Below are 19,097 nucleotides of genomic sequence, written 5' to 3'. Positions count from 1 at the left end.
CGGGTGGGGGTTAGCAGCCGATCACCCAGTAGTTGGCGGCGGTCTGCTTGAGGGCGCTGGTGTAGAAGGTGTTGTAGAGGCCCATGCGCTGGTTGGAGCCGTTGGCGTAGGCGTAGCCGCCGGACTGGTACGCGCGGCCGGCCGTCACGTGCGCGTAGTTGCTGGCCGTCACACAGGTCGGCGGCGTGGTCGGGGTCGGGGTGGGCGTGGCCGTCGGGGTCGGCGTGGGGGTGGGGGTGGCCGTCGGGGTCGGGGTCGGGTTGGTCCCGCCGCCGTTCAGGCCGAAGAAGAGCGCGTCACGGTACGTCGAGCAGATGGTGTCCAGGAAGTACGCCCCTGCGGTGCCGCACTGGTCGGTCCCGGAACCTGGGTCGACCGGGGTGCCGTGGCCCATGCCGGAGACGCGGTAGAGCCGCACGTCGTCGTTGCCGTACACCTCCAGGCTGGTGTTGGCCGGCAGGGACGAGGTGCTGGTCGGGGTCTGCGACACGCCGCGCACGTTGGTCCACTGGTCGCGGGACTCGGTGCCGTTGAGCGGGGCGACGGTGTAGTCCGAGGTGCCGTGCCAGATGGCCACCCGGGGGCGCGGGCCGCTGTATCCGGAGTACGCGCCACGGACCAGGTCGCCCCAGGCGGCGGGGGTCTTGTCCGCGCCCGGGTTCATGCAGCTGAACGCGTTGACCATGCTGGTGGCGCAGCGGTACGGGATCCCCGCGATGATCGATCCGGCAGCGAAGACGTCCGGGTAGGTGGCCAGCATGACCGCGCTCATCGCCCCGCCGGCGGAGAGCCCGCTGACGTAGACCCGGGAGCCGTTCACCCCGTAGTTCGTCTTGGCGTGGTCGACCATCTGCTTGATCGACAGCGCCTCGCCCTGGCCGCGAGCGGTGTCTCCCGCCTCGAAGAAGTTGAAGCAGGAGTTGGCGTTGTTGCCGGAGGGTTGCTGGGCGACGATCAGGGCGAACTTCCACTGGTCGGCGTACTTCTGCCAGCCGGAGTTGGCGAAGTATCCGGAGGCGGTCTGGGTGCACCCGTGCAGCAGGACGACGGCCGGGGAGTTGGCCGGGAGGCCGTCCGGTCGGTAGGCGTACATGGCGAGGTTGCCGGGGTTGGAGCCGAACCCGGTGACCTGGGTGAGGGTGGCGGCCTGGGCGGGTGCGGCGATGGCGACCGCGCCCGCTACGGCGAGGGCGAGCCCGGCGACCGCACCGAGCAGCCGGGTGAGGGTGGACGAGGAGCGGCGCACGGCGGCCTCCTGGAGGGGCGGACTGTGAACTGGGTCACGGTCGAGTTGCCGAGACGTTACGACGATGTGTCGCCGCTATGACATGGGGCACAGTCACACATTCACGACGGACGCTGTGTACGCCAGACCGTCGACATGGCGGACCGAATCCGTCCCCAACGGTCCCCTCCTTGCAGGTCTGACCGGCCCGTCCAGGTCCGGTTGGTAACGTCCGCTGCGTGCCGTCCTCCCCGTCGCTGGCCACCGGGCCCGCACCCGCGTCACCGCCGCGCACCGTCCGGGACCGCCGGGCCGACCTGATCGTCGTGCTGGTGGCCCTCGCGCTCGCCGTCTGGGTGACAAGCGGGCTGTGGCGGGACCCGAACGTCCGCACCATCACCGTCAACTCCAGCGACCAGGCGCTCTTCGAGTGGCTGCTGGCCTTCGGCGGGCACGCGGTCACCCACGGGGACAACCCGCTCTTCACCTACCTGATCAACGTCCCGGACGGCGTGAACCTCGCGGTCAACACGACGATCACCGTGTACGCGGTGGTCTTCGCCCCGCTCACGTACCTGATCGGGCCACCAGCGACGTTCCTGGTGATCCTCACCCTGAACCTGCTCGCCACCGCGCTGGTCTGGTACTGGCTGCTCTCCCGACACCTGGTCCGCAGCCAACTGGCCGCCGGGGTCGGCGCCCTGTTCATCGCCTACTCCCCCGGCATGGTGTCGCACGCCAACGCGCACCTGAACTGGACGGCCGGTTGGCTTGTGCCGCTGCTGATCTGGCGGCTGTTCGCGCTGCGCCGCGCGGGGCACTGGCTACGCGACGGGGTGATCCTCGGCGTGCTGGTCGCGGTGGCCTTCTCGATCGCCGCCGAGGGGCTCTTCTTCGCCGCGCTGGCGCTGGGCGTGTTCGTCGCCATCTGGGCGCTGCACCCGGTCAACCGCATGGAGGCACGCGCCGCGCTGCCCACCTTCCTGCGCGGGCTCGGGGTGACAGCAGTGGTCGCCGGGGTGCTGTTGTCGTACCCGTTGTGGTTGCACTTCGCCGGGCCACAACGGTTCCACGGCACCGGCTTCGACCCGGTGATCCACTCCGAGGACATCGCGGCGTTCGCCGCCTTCCCGCGCCGCTCGCTGGCCGGCGAGGCCGGGTTGGGCACCTCGCTGGCACCGAACCCGACCGAGGAGAACTCGTTCTTCGGCATCCCACTGCTGGTGCTCACAGTGATCTGTTTCGTCGCGCTCTGGCGGCGGGCCGACGCTCATCGCCGGGCGACCCTCTGGGCGCTGGGCGCCCTCGCGCTGATCTTCACGGTGCTCTCCTTCGGGCCGATCGCCAAGGTCGACGGCCGACGCACCGACCTCCCCATGCCGTTCGACCTGGTCGGACAACTCCCGGTGGTGAACGCCGCCCTACCGGCCCGGCTGGCGCTCGTCGTCGCGCCGGTGATCGGGCTGTTGCTGGCGTACGCCGTCGACCAGTTGCGCGCCGCGCCACCCCGGCACCGCTCCACCGAGTTGGCCTGGCTGGTCGGGTTCGCGGTGGCCCTGGTGCCGCTGCTGCCCACCCCGTTGCTGACCGACGAGCGGGAACCGATCCCGCGGTTCATCACCTCCGGCACGTGGCGGGAGTACGTCTCACCCGACGGGGTGCTGACCCCGGTGCCGCTGACAGTGGACATCTACCCGGACGGCCAACGGTGGCAGGCGTACGCGTTGTCGCACCGGCAGGGCGAGTTCGCCATCCCGGGCGGCTTCTTCCTCGGCCCCGGCGGGCCGGACGGGCGGGGCCGGATCGGCCCGGTGCCGCGCACCCTGAGCGCGTTGATGGACCAGGCCGGCCGTACCGGGCTGGTCCCCATCGTCACCGACGGGACGATCCGGGAGGTCCAGTCGGACCTGCGGCACTGGCGCATCGAGACGGTGGTGCTCGCCGACGAGGTGCACGGCGCGAAGTTCGAGGTCGACGAGGAGGCGCTGCTGCGCACCGGCACCGCCCTGTTCGGCGAGCCGCAACGGGTCGACGACGTCTGGCTCTGGCGGATCCCACCGGCCTGACCGAGCCCGGTGAGGCGGCTCACCAGGGATGATCGCCGGTAGCGGGACTAGGCTGGTTGCCGTGACAACGACGACCCCCGGCCTGACGGCCGTCCGTGCCGGCCTGCTCGACTACCAGGCCGCCTGGGACGAGCAGCGGCGCCTGCACGAGTCGGTGGTGGCTGGCGAGCGCGGCGACACCGTGCTGCTGCTGGAGCACCCGAGCGTCTACACGGCGGGCAAGCGCACCGAGCCGTGGGACCGGCCGATGGACGGCACTCCGGTCGTCGACGTGGACCGCGGTGGCAAGATCACCTGGCATGGGCCGGGGCAGCTCGTCGGCTACCCGATCCTGCGCCTGCCCGACCCGGTGGACGTGGTCGCCTACGTACGCCGGACCGAAGAGCTGCTCATCGACGTGTGCGCCGAGGTCGGGCTGACCGCCGGCCGGGTCGAGGGGCGCAGCGGCGTCTGGGTGCCCGAGGACGACCGGGGGCCGGCCCGCAAGGTGGCCGCCATCGGCATCCGGGTGGCCCGGGGCGTCACCCTGCACGGCTTCTCGATCAACTGCGACTGCGACCTGACGTACTTCGACCGGATCGTGCCGTGCGGCATCCGCGACGCGGGCGTCACCTCGCTCACCGCCGAGCTGGGCCGTCCGATCACCGTCGCCGACGTGCTGCCGGTGGTCGAGCGCCGACTCTCCACCCTCATCGAGGTCTGAGCGTCACGTCGGCGGCCCTGGGGTCGCCGACCAGAATTTCCGCACCGAGTGTCCCGTGGGGCGTCCGGCGAATCGTCCCTATGGTGGAGTCGGCGACCAGCGCCGGCTCGACAGCTGAGGCCGGCGACCACCGCCCGGCCCGGACGCGAGGAGCGGACATGCCCACCTACATCGCGCTGACCTACACCGCGGACGTCGACTGGAGCAGCCCCGAGCAGGCTGACGAGATGGCGGAGTACCGGGAGTTCGGTGCGGCCGCCCGTGCGGTGATCCGGGGCGGCAGCGCGCTCTACCCGACGGCCACCGCGACCACGGTGCGGGTCTCCGGCGGCAGGGGCGGTGACGTGCTCACCAGCGACGGCCCGTACGCCGAGACCAAGGAAGCCCTGACCGGCTTCTACCTGCTGGAGTGCGCGGACCTGGACGAGGCCGTGGCGACGGTCGCGACGATGCCCGCGGCCTGGAACGGCGCGGTCGAGATCCGTCCCGTCATCCCACTGTGACCGATGCTGACCGGTGACGCGGAGACCGCCGCCGACGCGGCGCAACAGGTGGTCCGGGCAGAGCGGTCCCGGATCCTCGCCACGCTGATCCGCGTCACCGGCAGCGTCGACCTGGCCGAGGACGCCACCCAGGACGCGGTGCTGCGCGCCCTGCAGACCTGGCCACGTGACGGCGTGCCGGACAACCCGCGCGGCTGGCTGCTGGTCGTGGCGCGACGACGCGCTGTCGACCTGATCCGCCGAGAGGCCCGCCGCGCCGGGAAGGAGGCCGAAGCCGTGGCGCTGCTGGATCCCGCGTCGGACTCACCCGAGGCGGTTCGGGACGACCTGCTCCGGCTGGTCTTCACCTGCTGCCATCCGGCGCTGTCACTGGACGCGCAGGTGGCGCTGGCGCTGCGTACCATCGGCGGGCTGGCCACCGCCGAGGTGGCCCGCGCCCTGGTGGTGCCCGAGGCGACGATGGCCAAGCGACTCACCCGGGCCAAGCAGAAGATCGCCCAGGCGGGCATCCCCTACCGGATACCGCCGGCCGAGGAACTGCCGGGCCGACTGGCCGGGGTCGCCGCCACCGTCTATCTGATCTTCAACGAGGGTTACACGGCCGGCGTCGGCGAGGATCTGATCCGGGTCGGGCTGGCCGACGAGGGCCTTCGGCTCGCCCGGCTGCTGGTCGAGCTGATGCCGGACGAACCGACGGTGCTCGGCCTGCTGGCCCTGCTGCTTTTGCAGGACTCCCGGCGGGCTGCGCGGGTCGGCGTCGACGGTCGGCCGCTGCTCCTGGGCGAACAGGACCGCACGCGCTGGGACCGGGCCGCGATCACCGCCGGGGTCGAGCTGGTCGGTCGGGGGCTGCGTCGCACCCCCGACCACCCCGACGAGTACGTCGTCCAAGCCGCCATCGCCGCCTGCCACGCCCTCGCTCCGTCGTACGAGCAGACTCCGTGGGACTCGGTGATCTCCTGGTACGACGTACTGCTCATCGTCCACGACACCCCGGTGGTACGGCTGAACCGGGCGGCGGCGGTGGCCGAACGCGACGGCCCCGCCGCCGCGCTGGCGCTGGTCGACGCGATCGGCGGGCTGGCCGGCTACCCGTGGTTCCACGCGACCCGGGGCGAGTTGCTGTACCGCCTCGGCAGAGCGGACGAGGCCGCCACGGCGTACCGGGCGGCACTCGCGCTCGACCTCAACGAACCGCAGGCGGCCCGGCTACGCGACCGGCTCGCCGAGTGTGGGCCGGCCTCCCTCAGGGGGTGAGCCGGTGCAGGTCACGTGGGAACGCGGTGACCTCCCGGACGTTGGCCGCGCCGACCAGCCGGGCCACGAACCGTTCCAGGCCGATGGCGAAGCCACCGTGCGGTGGCATGCCGTGCCGGAACGCGTCGAGGTAGCCGACGTACGGCTCGACCGGCTCACCCCGGGCCGCCAACGCCGCCAGGTAGTCGGCGTGCCGGTGCAGCCGCTGCCCACCGGTGACCAGCTCCAGACCGCGAAAGAGCAGGTCAAAACCGTTCGAGTACGCGGGCCGCGCCGGGTCCGGGTGGGTGTAGAAGGGTCGCTTCGCCATCGGGTAGCCGGTGACGAAGAGGAAGTCCGACAGGTGTTCGCGCAGGGCCCACTCGCCCAGAGCCCGTTCGTGGGCGGGCGCGAGGTCCGGCTCGTCGGCGGGCGCGCCGGCGATGGTCAGCGCCTCGGTGAAGTGCACGGCCGGGATCTCCGCCGGCACCTGCGGCGGCGTGACGCCGAGCGTCGCGAGAGCGCTGCCGGCCCGCCCGTTCACCGCGTCCAGCATCCCGGCCACTGTGTCGCGCAGTACGCGCATCACGTCCCGGTGGTCGGCGACGAAGCCCAGCTCCGCGTCGAGCGACGTGTACTGCGCGAGATGCCGGACGGTGTCGTGCGGCTCGGCGCGAAAGACCGGCCCCACCTCGTAGACCCGTTCGAAGACGCCGACCATCAGCTGCTTGTAGAACTGCGGTGACTGGGCCAGGTACGCGGGCCGGCCGAACCAGTCCAGCGCGAACACGTTCGCCCCGCTCTCGGTGCTGGAGCTGACCACCTTCGGCGTGTGGACCTCCACGAAGTCGTGGGCGTCGAGTGCGGCCCGGAACCCGGCCACCGCGGCCGCCGAGATCCGCAGCGCGGCCGACCGGGTGGGATGCCGCAGCGCGGTGGGCGCGTTGTCCAGCTGGGTGGGCAGGCTCGCGGTGAGCGCTGGCCGGTACAGGTCGAACGGTGGCGGCGTGGCGGGCGGCCCGAGTGGACGTACCGTCGGGTCGGTCAGCTCGACCCCGGCGGGCGCCGTGCCGTTGGACGTTGCCGTGCCGACCACCTCGACGACCGTCTCTTCGGTGAGTTTCTCCAGCTCGGCGCGGACGGCCGGGTCGGTGACGACCACCTGGGCCAGGCCGGCGGCGTCCCGGACGATCAGGAACGCCACCGACTTGAGCAGTCGGCGGCGGTGCACCCAGCCGGCGATCCGCACTGTCGTGCCGATCCTGGCGGGCAGTTGGTGGGACAGGGTTCGTTGCATGGCGGGCTGCTCCTCGGTTGATCGCCACGCCGTCGCCGCCCTGGGGGGCGAAGCGTCGCATCAGCCCCAGGGAGGTGTGGGCGAGCGGGAACCTCGCGGTGCCACCACACCTTCGCCCCCGCCGAAACGGGGGCCTCGTTCGTCGCCTGATGACCGGGGCCAGCCGGGCGGGCTCTACTGGGCGCGGGGGGACCCGCGGCCGTTCTTCCCGCAGCTCGGGAGGGTCTTCGCGCCCCGGCGCCAGACCGCCTCTCAGCACCGGCGGCTCTCTGCACTGGCGGGGCGGTGCGCTACTCGGCTCCGTCGTCGCTGTTGCCGGCGACCGTAGCACCCGATTCCCTCGACTGTGACGCCCTTTTCTGACCGAGCGGTGTCCGGCGTCACAACGTTCGGGGCGTGACGCCGGTCGCCTGACGCACATAGACACCTGCCGTCCGGCGTAGGCTCGTTTTCGTGACGATCGAGCACTCCGCGCCGACGACCGGCCAGGCAGCGCGCACCGCAACGGCGGCCCCCGAGGGGCGGCGCCTGCTGCGGATCGAGGCGCGTAACGCCGAGACGCCGATCGAGCGCAAACCGCCATGGATCAAGGTCAAGGCCAAGATGGGCCCGGAGTACACCCAGCTGCGCGGGCTCGTCTCGCGCGAGGGGCTGCACACCGTCTGCCAGGAGGCCGGCTGCCCCAACATCTACGAGTGTTGGGAAGACCGGGAGGCCACCTTCCTCATCGGCGGTGACCAGTGCACCCGGCGCTGCGACTTCTGCCAGATCGACACCGGCAAGCCTGCCGAGTTCGACGCTGACGAGCCGCGCCGCGTCGCCGAGTCGGTGGTCTCGATGGGGCTGCGCTACGCCACCATCACCGGAGTCGCCCGTGACGACCTGCCCGACGGCGGCGCCTGGCTGTACGCCGAGACCGTCCGACAGATCCACGCCCTCCAGCCCGGCTGCGGCGTCGAGCTGCTGATCCCGGACTTCAACGCCGTCCCCGAGCAGTTGGCCGAGGTCTTCGGCTCCCGTCCCGAGGTGCTGGCGCACAACGTGGAGACCGTGCCGCGCATTTTCAAGCGCATCCGGCCGGCGTTCCGCTACGACCGTTCGCTGGACGTGATCCGGCAGGCCCGCGCCGACGGTCTGGTCACCAAGAGCAACCTCATCCTGGGCATGGGCGAGGAGCGGGCCGAGGTCTCGCAGGCGCTGCGCGACCTGCACGACGCCGGCTGCGAGCTGATCACCATCACGCAGTACCTGCGCCCCTCGCCCCGGCACCACCCGGTGACCCGCTGGGTCAAGCCGGAGGAGTTCGTGGAGCTGCGCGAGGAGGCCGAGGAGATCGGCTTCGCCGGGGTGATGAGCGGGCCACTGGTGCGTTCGTCGTACCGGGCCGGTCGGCTCTACCAGCAGGCCATCGACGCCCGCGCCGCCGCCACGGTCGTCACCGCCGGCTGACTCCGCCGGCAGCGCCGCACGGCCGTTCGGCGCCCGGGTGTCATGATCCTGTGATGACCGTCGGCGTACGCGAGCAGCCGCGCGGCGCGGGCTCGCCCCGCCCGCGACCCGGCGCACGTCCCGGCCTGGTCGGTTGGCTCACCGGGTTGGCCGTGCTCGCCGGAGTGGGCTACCGGCTGTGGCTGCTGCTGCACGCCGCGCCGCCGACGAACAGCGACGAGGCCACCATGGGGCTGGCCGCGCTGCACATCGCCCGAGGTGAGGGCTTCCCGGTCTGGTTCTACGGCCAGCAGTACATGGGCACGCTGGAGGCGTACCTGGCCGCGCCGGTGTTCGCTGTGGCCGGTGGGCCGTCGCTGCTCGGTCTGCGGTTGCCCACGCTGGCCCTGTACGCGCTCTTCCTGCTGCTGACCCGGCGGTTGACGCTGCGGCTGACCGGGGACCGGTGGTTCGGGCTGCTGGTGGTGGCGCTACTGGCCCTCGGCTCCGACCGGATCGTCAAGAACCAGCTGATCGCCGGCGGCGGCTACCCCGAGATGAACGCGGCCGCAGCGGCGCTCGCCCTGCTCGCCGTCAACCTGGCCACCGTCCGGCCGGAGCGGCGGTCGGCCCACACCTGGCGGCCCGGCTGGCGGCTGGCGCGGTGGGCGACGTGGGGGTTCCTGGCCGGGCTGATGCTCTGGGTCGACCCGCTCGTGCTGCCGTACGTCGCGGCGATCGGCGCGGTGCTCGTCGGGTTCTGCCGCCGGGAGCTGTGGGGTGCCACCGGGGCGCTGCTCGGGGCGGCGGCCGCGCTGGGGGCGGCCCCGCTGCTGCTGCACAGCCTGCTGACCGGGCGTAACCCGCTGCACGCCGTGCTCGCGGCCGGCGGCGCGAACGCCAGCGCCGGCTGGGCGGAACGGCTGCACGGCGGCCTGGTGCTCGGCCCGTCGCTGGGCATGGGCTTCTGCTCCCCCGGGCGGTGCGCCACCTGGCAGCTGTGGTGGGCGCTCGTCCTGCCGGTGCTGCTGGTCCTCGCCGGCGTCGCCGCCTGGCGGGCCCTGCGCACCCCCGACCCTGGCCCTGTCGTCTCCGGCGCGGTGTCGCCCCGGGTGGGGGCGGCGATCCGGCTGGCGCTCGTGCTGGCCGCGGTGGCCACTCTCGGCGCGTACACAGTGAGCAGTTCAGCCGGGCTCACCCCGGTGGAGAGTTCCCGCTACCTGTCCTGCCTGCTCATCTCCCTGCCGGCGCTGCTCTGGCCGGTGTGGACGGTGGCCTGGCACGGGCTGGGTCGGTCGGGGACCGACCGGCGCGGCCTCGGGTCGGCACTGACCCGGTCGGTCGCGGTGGTGGCGCTCGCCGCCACGCTGGGCACCGCCGCCCACGCCACCTGGCGGGCGGCGGACACCGTTCCGGCGACCCGTGCCGCCGAGGCCCGGCACAGCGAGTTGGTGAGCACCCTGCGTCAACTCGGCGTACGACACGTACGCGCCGGCTACTGGACCTGCAACCGGCTCACCTTCGCCAGCGCGGAGCAGGTGGTCTGCGCGGTCGTCGACGACACCCTGCGCCCCGGCTTCGACCGCTACCCCGCGTACCGGCGGGAGGTGGACAGCGCGGCGGCACCGGCCTGGGTCGCGCCGGCCGGCTCGCCGCTGGCGGAGGTGCTCGACGAGCGGCAGCGGGTCTCGCCGGGCAGCCTCGACCTGGTCATCATCGAGGGCTGGCGCATCTACCTGCCGCGCTGATCTCGGCGGCTCGACAAGCGTCAGCGCGGCACGGCGGCCTCGGTGAGCAGGCCGAGGCGGTGGGCCAGGGCGGCGGCCTCCACCCGGTTGGTCACGCCCAGTTTCGCGATGATCCGGGAGACGTGCACGCTTGCCGTCTTCGGGGAGATGAACAACCGCTCGGCGATCCGGCTGTTGCTGTGCCCCTCGGCGACCAACCGCAGCACCTCGCGTTCGCGGGCGGTCAGCAGGGCCGCGCCGGCCCCGCCCCCGGCCGCGCCGCGCAGGCCGACCCGCCGTGCCAGGGTGGCAGCCGCCTCGACCAGCGGCGCCGCACCCAGCCGTCGACCGATCTCGGTGGCTTCGGTGACCGCCGCCGCCGTCTCGTCGCGTTCCCCGGCGGCGGCCGTCGCCTCGGCCAGCGCCAGCAGGGCCCGGCCCAGCGGGTAGGGCTGCCCGTCGGTCCGCCACGCGTCGACCGCCGTACGCCAGGCCGGCAGCGCCTGGTCGCCGACCGCCAGTAGCGCGGTGACCTGGGCGGCGTGCGCACGGGCCGCTGGGTGAAGCGCCGGCAGGTCGGCGGCGAGCGCCGCCACGGCGGCCGCCAGCTCCCGGTCACCCACCCGGGCTGCGGTACGCGCGGCGGCGCTGAGCACCGGCCAACCCTCCCGGGGCAGCTGCGGCAGGCTCTCGTCGGCCACCGCGACGCGGGCCGCGCGTACCGCCTCGACCTTGTCGTCCGCGGCCAGCGCGGCCTCGATCGCCAGCTCGTGCAGGGGCAGGCGGTGGTTCGGCCACAGGTACGGCCGACCGAGGAAGGTGAGGGCCCGGTCGACCAGCTCGTCGGCGCCCGGATGGGCGCGGGCCAGCCGCAGCCCGGCGCCCAGTTGGAGCCAGTGCAGTCCGGTGACACCGGACAGGTCGATCCGGGCGGCTTCCGCGCAGACCGCCTCGGCCTCGTCCCACCGGCCCAGCGCGATGAGCGCCTCGGCCCGGTTGGAGAGCAGGTACGCCCCGGTGGAGCGGCTGATCCCCACCCGTCGCGCCTCGGCCACGCCCGCCTCGGCGGCCTGCGCGGACTCGGCGTAGCGGCCCAACTCGCAGAGCATGTCCGACTCGAACACCATGGCGAGCACCAGTGTCGGCGCGTCCCCCGCCGCGCGGGCAGCGGCGGCGGCCTGGCCCAACTCGGCAAGCCCTCCGGTCAGGTCCCGCTCGCCGTGGCAGAGCAGCGCGATCCGCGTCGACAGCAGGGCCACGTTCACGCCGAACGCCTCGGCGTCGGTGGCGGCCTCGGCTGCCACCCGGGCCGCCTTCTGCGGGTCGATCTTGACCAGGTGGGTGGCGATGTCGGCGAGCAGCCGGACCCGCTCCGTGCCGGGCGGGCCACCGGCGGCCAGCCGGTACGCCTCGTCCAGCTCGCGGCTGCCGTCGCTCTTGCCGAGCAGGGCCATCAGTCGACCGCGCTGGTCCAGCAGGCGGGAGGCGCGCAGCGGTGCGGCGTCGGCGTCCACCTCGGCCAGGCCGGCCCGGGTCAGGGTGATGGCCCGGCTGAAGTCGCCGGCGGTGACCGCGGCGTCCAGTGTCTGCTCCAGCAACGCCAGGTGGTCCATGCCGAGCAGGTCGGCGGCGTCCGGCACCAACTCCCACAACTCCAGCGCCCGCTCCAGCAGTCGGCGCTGCTCGGCGTACGCGTACCTGTCGGCGGCGGCGCCCGCGGCGGCTCGTGCGGCGACGAGGGCACGCGGGTGGTCGTGCGCGGCGTACCAGTGGTGGGCGATCTCGGCCGGGGCCCGGCCGGCGGCAACCAGGTGCGGCTGGGCCTCGATGGCCGCGGCGAAGCGGGCGTGCAACCGCGCGTGCTCACCGGGCAGCAACTCGTCGTGGACGGCCTCGCGGACCAGCGCGTGCCGGAACTCGTAGTCACCGTCCCGGTCGGCCACCACCAACTGGGCGGCGACGGCGGCGCGCAACGCGTCCTCCAGCTCGGCCTCGGGCAGCCCGGCGACCTCGGCGAGCAGGTCGTGGGCGAAACGGGTGCCACCGGCGGCCGCGATCCGCAACACCCGCTGGGTCGGCTCGGGGAGCCGGTCCACCCGGGCCAGCAGCAGGTCACGCAGCGTCTCGGGGAGCGCCGCGCAGCCGATCGGGTCGCCGGCGACGGCCAACTCCTCGATGAAGAAGGGGTTGCCCTGGGTGCGGTCGTGGACATCGTCGACGGCGCGGGCGAGCGGCTCGGCGCCGAGCAGGTCGGCGAGGATCGCGGCGGTGCCGTCGCGGTCCAGACGGCCCAGCTCGACCCGCTCCACACCACGGGCCCGATCCAGCTCGGCGAGGAACGGGCGCAGCGGGTGCCCGCGCTGCAACTCGTCGGTGCGGTAGGTGCAGACCAGCAGCAGCCGGCCCGGCCTCGCCGCCCGGACGAGGAACCCGATCAGGTCGCGGGTGGAGCGGTCGGCCCAGTGCAGGTCCTCGATGATCAGGACCAGCGGTCGAGCGTCGGCCAGCCGCTGGAACAGCTCGGCGACCAGGTCGAACAGGTAGCCGCGCGGGGCGTCGCTGAGTGCTACGGAACGCGGTGCGGCAAGCGTCGCGGAGGCGCGGCCCAACTCCGGCAGGAGCGGAGCGAACTCCGCCTCGTAGCCGGCGAAGACCTCGGGGCCGTCGGCGCGGAGCACCGCCCGCAACGCGGCGGCGAACGGCGCGAACGGCAGACCCGCCTCGCCCAGCTCCAGGCACTGCCCGACGAGCACCCGCGCCGCGCCGTCGGTGGCCCAGCCGGCGAACTCCTCCAGCAGCCGGGTCTTACCCACGCCCGCCTCGCCGCCGACCAGCACGGTGGTCGGCTCCCCGGCTCGCGCCCGGCCCAGCGCGTCCCGCAGCGCCACGGTCTCGCGGTGGCGCCCGACGAGGACGGAGCTGGCGGCGCGTACGGTCACGTGTTCGAGCATGCCATGACTGCCCGCTCCGCCGGCCCCGCCGATCGGCCGGTGGCCGGGCGGCGGGGCCGGCTCGGGTCGAGCGGCCGGCCCGGCGGGCGCGGCAGCCGCCCTGGACGCGGTGGACGCGGCAGCCGCCCTGGGCGCGGTGGACGCGGCAGCCGCCCTGGGCGCGCTGGACACGGCAGCCGCCCTGGGCGCGGTCACCGGCGGGCGTCGCTGGTGCGACCGGCCTGCCGGCGCCGGCCCAACCACCCACGGCTGACGGGACGCGACAGCGACCGGGCGAGCCGGTCCGCGGCCGCGTCGGCGCGCAACTCGGCGGCGTGGGTACGGTGCAGGGTGAGCAGGAAATCTGCGTCGTTGCCGAACATGTCGGGCTCCTTCGTGGCGTCGTCGTCTTCTGCTGACGACTCTTCGCGCGAAGGCCCCACCCGGGCATGGGCACCGTGCCTCATCTTCCCCGCCCACAGCCTCCTTACCCGGGACGTCCGGGCGCGTACGGCGACGTAAGGTACTCAGCTGCCCCGGCACCCGGACGCGGATCAACCGGGCCGGCGGCGACCACTAGACTCTGCGGCATGGCAAAGCCCCAGGAGAAGGTCTCGTTCGGCCAACGGCTGAAGCAGATCGGGATGGTGTTCCAGTTCACCGCCAAGCAGGACCGGTGGTTCGCGCCGTTGGTCGCCGCGGCGGTGCTGCTCCCGCTCGCGCTCACCGTGGTCGCCGTCATCCTCTGGGGCTGGATCTGGCTGCCGATCGGCATCCTGTTCATCCTGCTCGCGGTGCTGATCGTGCTCAACCTGCGGTCCAACAAGGCGATGATGAACGCCGCCGAGGGGCAACCCGGCGCGGCGGCGCAGATCATGGAGAACATGCGTGGCGACTGGCGGGTGACCCCGGCGGTCAGCTCGACCACCCAGATGGACATGGTCCACCTGGTGATCGGCCGCCCGGGCGTGATCCTGCTGGCCGAGGGCAACCCGCAGCGGGTGCGCGGCCTGCTCGGCCAGGAGAAGCGGCGGCTGTCCAAGGTGATCGGCTCCGCTCCCCTGCACGACTACGTGATCGGGCAGGAGGAGGGCGAGCTGCCGATCCGCAAGCTCCGGACGACGCTGCTGCGCCTGCCCCGCGCCCTCTCCGGCAAGGACGTCAACTCGCTGGACAAGCGACTCAAGGCGCTCACCGCCCGGCCGCAGATGCCCAAGGGCGCGATCCCGAAGAACATGCGGCCGCCAGGCGCGTTCCGCCAGTCGCGGGGCCGCTGACCCCTCAGGGTGTACGCGTAAAAGAGCCGGACCCGTGCGGGTCCGGCTCTTCCGCGTACACCCTCATGTGCCCACCCTCGACGCGCCGCCCGCCTCGGGCGGCCCTCGCCCTGATCGTGCTCGATCCTGGATGTCAACACCGTTGCGTTAGTGCTGTGGTTGGCGGATCAACCCGTGCTGGATAAGGGACTCCTGATAGATCAACGTGTGTCGAGCGAGAAGACCGCGCCGATCTTGCAGTTTCGGTCGTCGATATGGGTGGAATGCATGTTATGTCGCGACAGAAAGTGCAAGATCGCCGAGCAGGGGGAGCCAGATCTCGGCGATCATGGAGTTGTGGTGCCTTTTTTGGCCATTTGCGGGTGTTTTGTTGCCTACCACAGCTCCATGATCGGCGAGGTGGTGCGCTCAGCCGCGGGGGGCGTCGACGATCACCGAGTCGGCGAGTCGGTCGTGCAGGCCACGCCGGTGCTCGTCCATGATCAGCGCGGGGACGACCAGGGCCAGCAGCAGGCCACGGATCAGCCCTCGGAGCACCCCGATCCGGCCGCCGTCGTGCCAGTTCACGCAGCGGATCTTGGTGATGTACATGCCCGGCGTCTGGGCGAACAGACCGAGGAAGATGCCGTAGACCAGCACCAGCACCAGCACCGGGGCCCAGCCGTCGCGTACCGGGTCGGCGAAGAAGTTCGACACCAGCAGGCAGAGCACCCAGTCGATGATCAGCGCACCGAACCGCTTGCCGAGGCTCGGTGGGGCGAAGGTGGGGTCGGTGGCCGGCGCTGCCGGGGCCTGCGGATTGCTCACAGCGATCAAGGGTATCCGCGCCCGGATGAGGGGCTGCCGGGTGTCGCCACCACTGCGTGCCGATTCGGGCCAAAGGCATCAGATGTCATTACACTGGCACAGTCGGTACGGCGTCCTGGCGGGCCGGAGGCGTGGACCGGGGTGTCGCGGACGCTCGGCGAGGGACGTAACACGGCAGAAACAACGGAGACACGGCCGGGCAACCGCTTGGCCCTAGCGTCGCCAGAAGCCTAGCCACCCCGTGGACGTGCCAGGAGGATGTGTGTTCGCCAATCCCGAGGAACTGCTGCGATACCTCAAGAACGAGGACGTGAAGTTCGTCGACGTTCGTTTCTGTGACCTGCCCGGCGTGATGCAGCACTTCAACCTGCCGGTCGAGTCCGTCAACGACGACCTCTTCACCGACGGCCTCGCGTTCGACGGTTCGTCGATCCGCGGTTTCCAGGCGATCCACGAGTCGGACATGCTCCTGCTCCCGGATGTCGCCACCGCGTTCATCGACCCGTTCCGGGCGCAGAAGACGCTCGCGCTCAACTTCTTCATCCACGACCCGTTCACCCGCGAGGCCTACAGCCGCGACCCGCGCAACGTGGCGAAGAAGGCCGAGGCGTACCTGGCGGCGAGCGGTATCGCCGACACCGCCTACTTCGGCGCCGAGGCGGAGTTCTACATCTTCGACTCGATCCGCCACGAGACCTCGGCGCACCAGTCGTTCTACTACATCGACTCGATCGAGGGCGCCTGGAACACCGGCCGCGAAGAGGCGGGCGGCAACCTCGGTTACAAGACCGCGTACAAGGGCGGCTACTTCCCCGTCCCGCCGGTCGACCACTACGCCGACCTGCGTGACTCGATCGTGCGCCGCCTCGTCGACACCGGCTTCAACGTGGAGCGCTCGCACCACGAGGTGGGCACCGCCGGCCAGTCCGAGATCAACTACCGGTTCTCCACCCTGCTGCACGCCGGTGACCAGCTCCAGCTCTTCAAGTACATCGTGAAGAACGAGGCGTGGGCCAACGGCAAGACCGCTACCTTCATGCCCAAGCCGCTCTTCGGCGACAACGGCTCCGGCATGCACACCCACCAGAGCCTCTGGCTCAACGGTGAGCCGCTGTTTTACGACGAGACCGGCTACGCCGGCCTGTCCGACATGGCCCGCTGGTACATCGGTGGCCTGCTGCACCACGCGCCGTCGCTGCTGGCCTTCACCAACCCGACGGTCAACTCGTACCGTCGCCTGGTGCCGGGCTACGAGGCGCCGGTCAACCTGGTCTACTCGCAGCGCAACCGCTCCGCCTGCACCCGCATCCCGGTGACCGGCAGCAACGCCAAGGCCAAGCGCGTCGAGTTCCGCGTCCCGGACCCGTCGGCCAACGTCTACCTGGCCTTCTCGGCCATGATGATGGCCGGCCTGGACGGCATCAAGAGCAAGATGGAGCCGCCGACGCCGATCGACAAGGACCTCTACGACCTCCCGCCGGAGGAGTGGGGCGACGTCAAGCAGGTGCCGGGCTCGCTGCCGGCCGTGCTCGACTCGCTCGAGGCCGACCACGACTACCTGCTCGACGGCGGCGTCTTCACCCCCGACCTGATCTCCACCTGGGTCGACTGGAAGCGCGCCAACGAGGTCGACCCGGTGCGTCTGCGCCCGACCCCGCACGAGTTCGCCATGTACTACGACTGCTGAGGCAGTCTGACTGCTGAGCAGTCGCTGGAACACCGGCCGGGCCGGCTCCGCTCATCGCGGAGTCGGCCCGGCTCGCTGTGCGCCTTCGACACCCTCTTCGGCGACGCCCCACACCCCAATGGCCCACGCCTCACACCAAGATCCGAGCAACTTCGAGGATGTCGCTGCCTCCGACGCCCGGGAGACAGCTCTTTCCCTGCAGTTGTGCGGATCTTGGGTCTGACCTCGACCGAGGTCGTGCTCAATCTTGGATGTTGGGGCCTCGAACGCGCCGTAAGGCCACCACACCCAGGTCAACACCGTTGCGTTAGGCGGAGTGGCTGTTCGTCAACCCCGCGCTGTTCCGTCGATCATGGACTTGTGGTGGGTGGCAAAGTGCCCGGATCGAGCCAAACCAGGCACCGTAACTCCATGATCGACGAGGGTGGGGTGCCCCTCTTCCGCGATCTTGCGTTTACTGTCGCGACACAAGAGGGCATTCGGCGCATATTGGCGACCGAAACTGCAAGATCGGCGCGGGCGGGGCCTTTCTGGAGTGGGGGACCTGTGCTCACCGCGCCCTTGCACCCAGCAACCGCTCGCTAACGCAATGGTGTTGACACCCAGGTTCAAGCGCGATCTTGACCACCCGGCCTCGATGATCATGATGTTAGCTGGGAGGTTTGTCCACTTTGTCCCCGCCAACCCCATGATCAGCAGGGCTGGTCGTCGTCCCCGGGGGCGGCGTGACCCTCAGCGGCGGTGGTCTTGGCCGGGGTGTGCGACGTTCGACGCAGGCTGCGTACGAGGACGGTCATGAGCAGGGCGCTCATCGCCAGGGCGCCGGGGGCCTTCGTGACGCGGGCCAGATTGGTGCCGTCGGGCAGGGCGAGGAAGGCTGCCGCCGCGGCGGGCAGCACGAACCACGTGGTACGGGCGGCGGTGAGCGCGAGCAGCGCCAGGGGCCAGGTCGTGTACCAGGGGTGGAAGACCGGGGACAGGACAACTGTGGCGACCAGCGCCAACGCCGCGCCGCGAAGCGCCACCCGGGGGCCCGCAATCTCGGGACCCGCAACCCGCAGGGTTTGCCAGGCCCGCCACCAGAGCACCACCAGCACTCCGACGAGCAGCAGCAGCGCGACCGCGCGGACTCCCGGCACCGCCTGCGGGTCCCGGCCGACCAGCGCGCCGGCGTAGTCCACCACGAAGCCCACGGCGGTGGGTGGTGACGTCCACTGCTCGGAGTCGCCACTGTGGGTCAGCCCGCCCACCCAGCCGAAGCCGAGGCCGGACGCCGCCGAGGTGACCAGTAGCGCGGCGAGCAGCCCTCCGGCCAGCCAACCGCCGTGGCGCAGCAACGCCCGTACCGTGTAGCGGTCAGGAATCCCGGCCAGCACGGCGAACGGCAGCACCACCACGGCAGTGGCCTTCACCGTGACCGCCAGCCCGAGCAGCGCTCCGGCCAGCAGCAACGCCGCCGGCCGACCCGGTCGACGGACCACGATCAGCAGCCCAGACAGCAGCAGGCCCAGCATCACGGCGTCGTTGTGCGCGCCGGCCACCAGGTGTACGCCGACCAGCGGACCGGCCAGCGCCAACCAGACCGCCCGCCGGGCCGGCGTCCCGGCCGCCCGCGCCAGGCCGGGCAGGCAGAGCGCGGCCAGCAGCAGCCCCGCCACGGCGATCACGCGCAGCGCCACGATGGTGCCGGTGAGCCCACCACCGAGGCCGACGGCGAGCGCCGCGAGCAGCACGAACACCGGCCCGTACGGTGCCGGGGTGTCCCGCCAGATCGGGGCCACCGTGTCCAGCCATGGGCAGCCCGCCGCCGCCACCCCCACTGTGTACGGGTCGACGCCGTGCGCGTACGTCCAGCCCTGGCAGGCGTACGAGTAGACGTCCCGGCTGCCCAGTGGTGGCGCGACAAGCAGCGGTAGTGCCCACAGCCCGGCGGTGACGTACGCCCAACGGGTCGACGGGGCGCCCCCGCGCAGCGACCACCACGCCCCGACCAGCAGTGCGGTGCCGATCAGCCAGCAGGTGAGCGTCGTCGGGCCGTCCGGGGCCGTCCAGATCGACGCGGGCGTCCCGCCCAGCGGGGCGTTGGGCAGCGCCCCGCCGAGGTATCCGGCCACGGCGAGCAGGACCGCGCCGACCAGGCCCGCGTACCGGGCACCCAATGCCACCAACGACACAGGCAGTGGTGGAACAGGCGGGCCGGGAGTGGTCACC

At 72.1% G+C, this 19,097-nt stretch carries 14 protein-coding genes; 8 read left to right on the top strand and 6 right to left on the bottom strand.

Annotation, left to right across the window (positions count from 1 at the left end):
- Window positions 1–10: 10 nt before the first annotated feature.
- Window positions 11–1,246 (bottom strand): PHB depolymerase family esterase, encoded by a 1,236-nt coding sequence (locus tag KBX71_RS29480; protein WP_210821041.1) that lies wholly within the window; start codon window positions 1,244–1,246, stop codon window positions 11–13.
- Between the two features lie 218 nt (window positions 1,247–1,464).
- Between KBX71_RS29480 and KBX71_RS29475 the strand changes: the two genes are divergently transcribed.
- From KBX71_RS29475 to KBX71_RS29460, 4 genes are all read left to right on the top strand, one after another.
- Complete coding sequence (locus KBX71_RS29475; protein WP_210821040.1) at window positions 1,465–3,291, top strand: DUF2079 domain-containing protein; 1,827 nt, start codon at window positions 1,465–1,467, stop codon at window positions 3,289–3,291.
- 61 nt (window positions 3,292–3,352) lie between these two features.
- Complete coding sequence (gene lipB / locus KBX71_RS29470; protein WP_124822858.1) at window positions 3,353–3,994, top strand: lipoyl(octanoyl) transferase LipB; 642 nt, start codon at window positions 3,353–3,355, stop codon at window positions 3,992–3,994.
- Between the two features lie 158 nt (window positions 3,995–4,152).
- Entirely contained in the window at window positions 4,153–4,497 is a 345-nt protein-coding gene (locus KBX71_RS29465) for a YciI family protein (RefSeq protein ID WP_210821039.1), read from the top strand.
- 3 nt (window positions 4,498–4,500) lie between these two features.
- Complete coding sequence (locus KBX71_RS29460; protein WP_210821038.1) at window positions 4,501–5,754, top strand: RNA polymerase sigma factor; 1,254 nt, start codon at window positions 4,501–4,503, stop codon at window positions 5,752–5,754.
- Here the strand turns inward: KBX71_RS29460 and aspS are convergent.
- Window positions 5,744–7,030 (bottom strand): aspartate--tRNA(Asn) ligase, encoded by a 1,287-nt coding sequence (aspS, locus tag KBX71_RS29455; protein ID WP_210821037.1) that lies wholly within the window; start codon window positions 7,028–7,030, stop codon window positions 5,744–5,746. The genes KBX71_RS29460 and aspS overlap by 11 nt on opposite strands.
- Before the next feature lie 453 nt (window positions 7,031–7,483).
- Between aspS and lipA the strand changes: the two genes are divergently transcribed.
- Both lipA and KBX71_RS29445 read left to right on the top strand, forming a co-directional pair.
- Window positions 7,484–8,479: a lipoyl synthase gene (lipA, locus tag KBX71_RS29450; RefSeq protein WP_196925300.1), complete on the top strand. Its 996-nt coding sequence runs from the start codon at window positions 7,484–7,486 to the stop codon at window positions 8,477–8,479.
- Window positions 8,480–8,532: 53 nt separating this feature from the next.
- Complete coding sequence (locus tag KBX71_RS29445) at window positions 8,533–10,206, top strand: hypothetical protein (protein ID WP_210821036.1); 1,674 nt, start codon at window positions 8,533–8,535, stop codon at window positions 10,204–10,206.
- A gap of 20 nt (window positions 10,207–10,226) precedes the next feature.
- Here KBX71_RS29445 and KBX71_RS29440 read toward each other — a convergent pair whose 3' ends face one another.
- Both KBX71_RS29440 and KBX71_RS29435 read right to left on the bottom strand, forming a co-directional pair.
- On the bottom strand, window positions 10,227–13,124 hold the full coding sequence (locus tag KBX71_RS29440; protein ID WP_307847376.1) for an AAA family ATPase: 2,898 nt from the start codon (window positions 13,122–13,124) through the stop codon (window positions 10,227–10,229).
- A gap of 203 nt (window positions 13,125–13,327) precedes the next feature.
- Complete coding sequence (locus tag KBX71_RS29435) at window positions 13,328–13,498, bottom strand: hypothetical protein (RefSeq protein ID WP_167493919.1); 171 nt, start codon at window positions 13,496–13,498, stop codon at window positions 13,328–13,330.
- A gap of 207 nt (window positions 13,499–13,705) precedes the next feature.
- Between KBX71_RS29435 and KBX71_RS29430 the strand changes: the two genes are divergently transcribed.
- Window positions 13,706–14,392 (top strand): DUF4191 domain-containing protein, encoded by a 687-nt coding sequence (locus KBX71_RS29430; protein WP_124822539.1) that lies wholly within the window; start codon window positions 13,706–13,708, stop codon window positions 14,390–14,392.
- A 408-nt stretch (window positions 14,393–14,800) separates the two neighbouring features.
- Here the strand turns inward: KBX71_RS29430 and KBX71_RS29425 are convergent, their stop codons facing one another.
- Entirely contained in the window at window positions 14,801–15,199 is a 399-nt protein-coding gene (locus KBX71_RS29425) for an RDD family protein (RefSeq protein ID WP_196919012.1), read from the bottom strand.
- A gap of 262 nt (window positions 15,200–15,461) precedes the next feature.
- Between KBX71_RS29425 and glnA the strand changes: the two genes are divergently transcribed.
- Window positions 15,462–16,886: a type I glutamate--ammonia ligase gene (gene glnA, locus KBX71_RS29420; protein ID WP_124822537.1), complete on the top strand. Its 1,425-nt coding sequence runs from the start codon at window positions 15,462–15,464 to the stop codon at window positions 16,884–16,886.
- Between the two features lie 692 nt (window positions 16,887–17,578).
- On the opposite strand, the gene mptB is transcribed toward glnA, so the two are convergent.
- Window positions 17,579–19,096: a polyprenol phosphomannose-dependent alpha 1,6 mannosyltransferase MptB gene (mptB, locus tag KBX71_RS29415; RefSeq protein WP_307847375.1), complete on the bottom strand. Its 1,518-nt coding sequence runs from the start codon at window positions 19,094–19,096 to the stop codon at window positions 17,579–17,581.
- Window position 19,097: the final 1 nt, after the last annotated feature.

This window comes from Micromonospora sp. D93, from assembly GCF_018070365.1.
Lineage (GTDB): Bacteria > Actinomycetota > Actinomycetes > Mycobacteriales > Micromonosporaceae > Micromonospora > Micromonospora ureilytica.
This window is presented reverse-complemented; position numbering and strand designations above follow the sequence as displayed.

Excerpts from the sequence above, each read along its gene's own strand:
- KBX71_RS29465 (WP_210821039.1), top strand. The coding sequence starts at position 4,153 with ATGCCCACCTACATCGCGCTGACCTACACCGCGGACGTCGACTGGAGC.
- KBX71_RS29460 (WP_210821038.1), top strand. The coding sequence starts at position 4,501 with ATGCTGACCGGTGACGCGGAGACCGCCGCCGACGCGGCGCAACAGGTG.
- aspS (WP_210821037.1), bottom strand. The coding sequence starts at position 7,030 with ATGCAACGAACCCTGTCCCACCAACTGCCCGCCAGGATCGGCACGACA.
- KBX71_RS29445 (WP_210821036.1), top strand. The coding sequence starts at position 8,533 with ATGACCGTCGGCGTACGCGAGCAGCCGCGCGGCGCGGGCTCGCCCCGC.
- KBX71_RS29435 (WP_167493919.1), bottom strand. The coding sequence starts at position 13,498 with ATGTTCGGCAACGACGCAGATTTCCTGCTCACCCTGCACCGTACCCAC.
- KBX71_RS29430 (WP_124822539.1), top strand. The coding sequence starts at position 13,706 with ATGGCAAAGCCCCAGGAGAAGGTCTCGTTCGGCCAACGGCTGAAGCAG.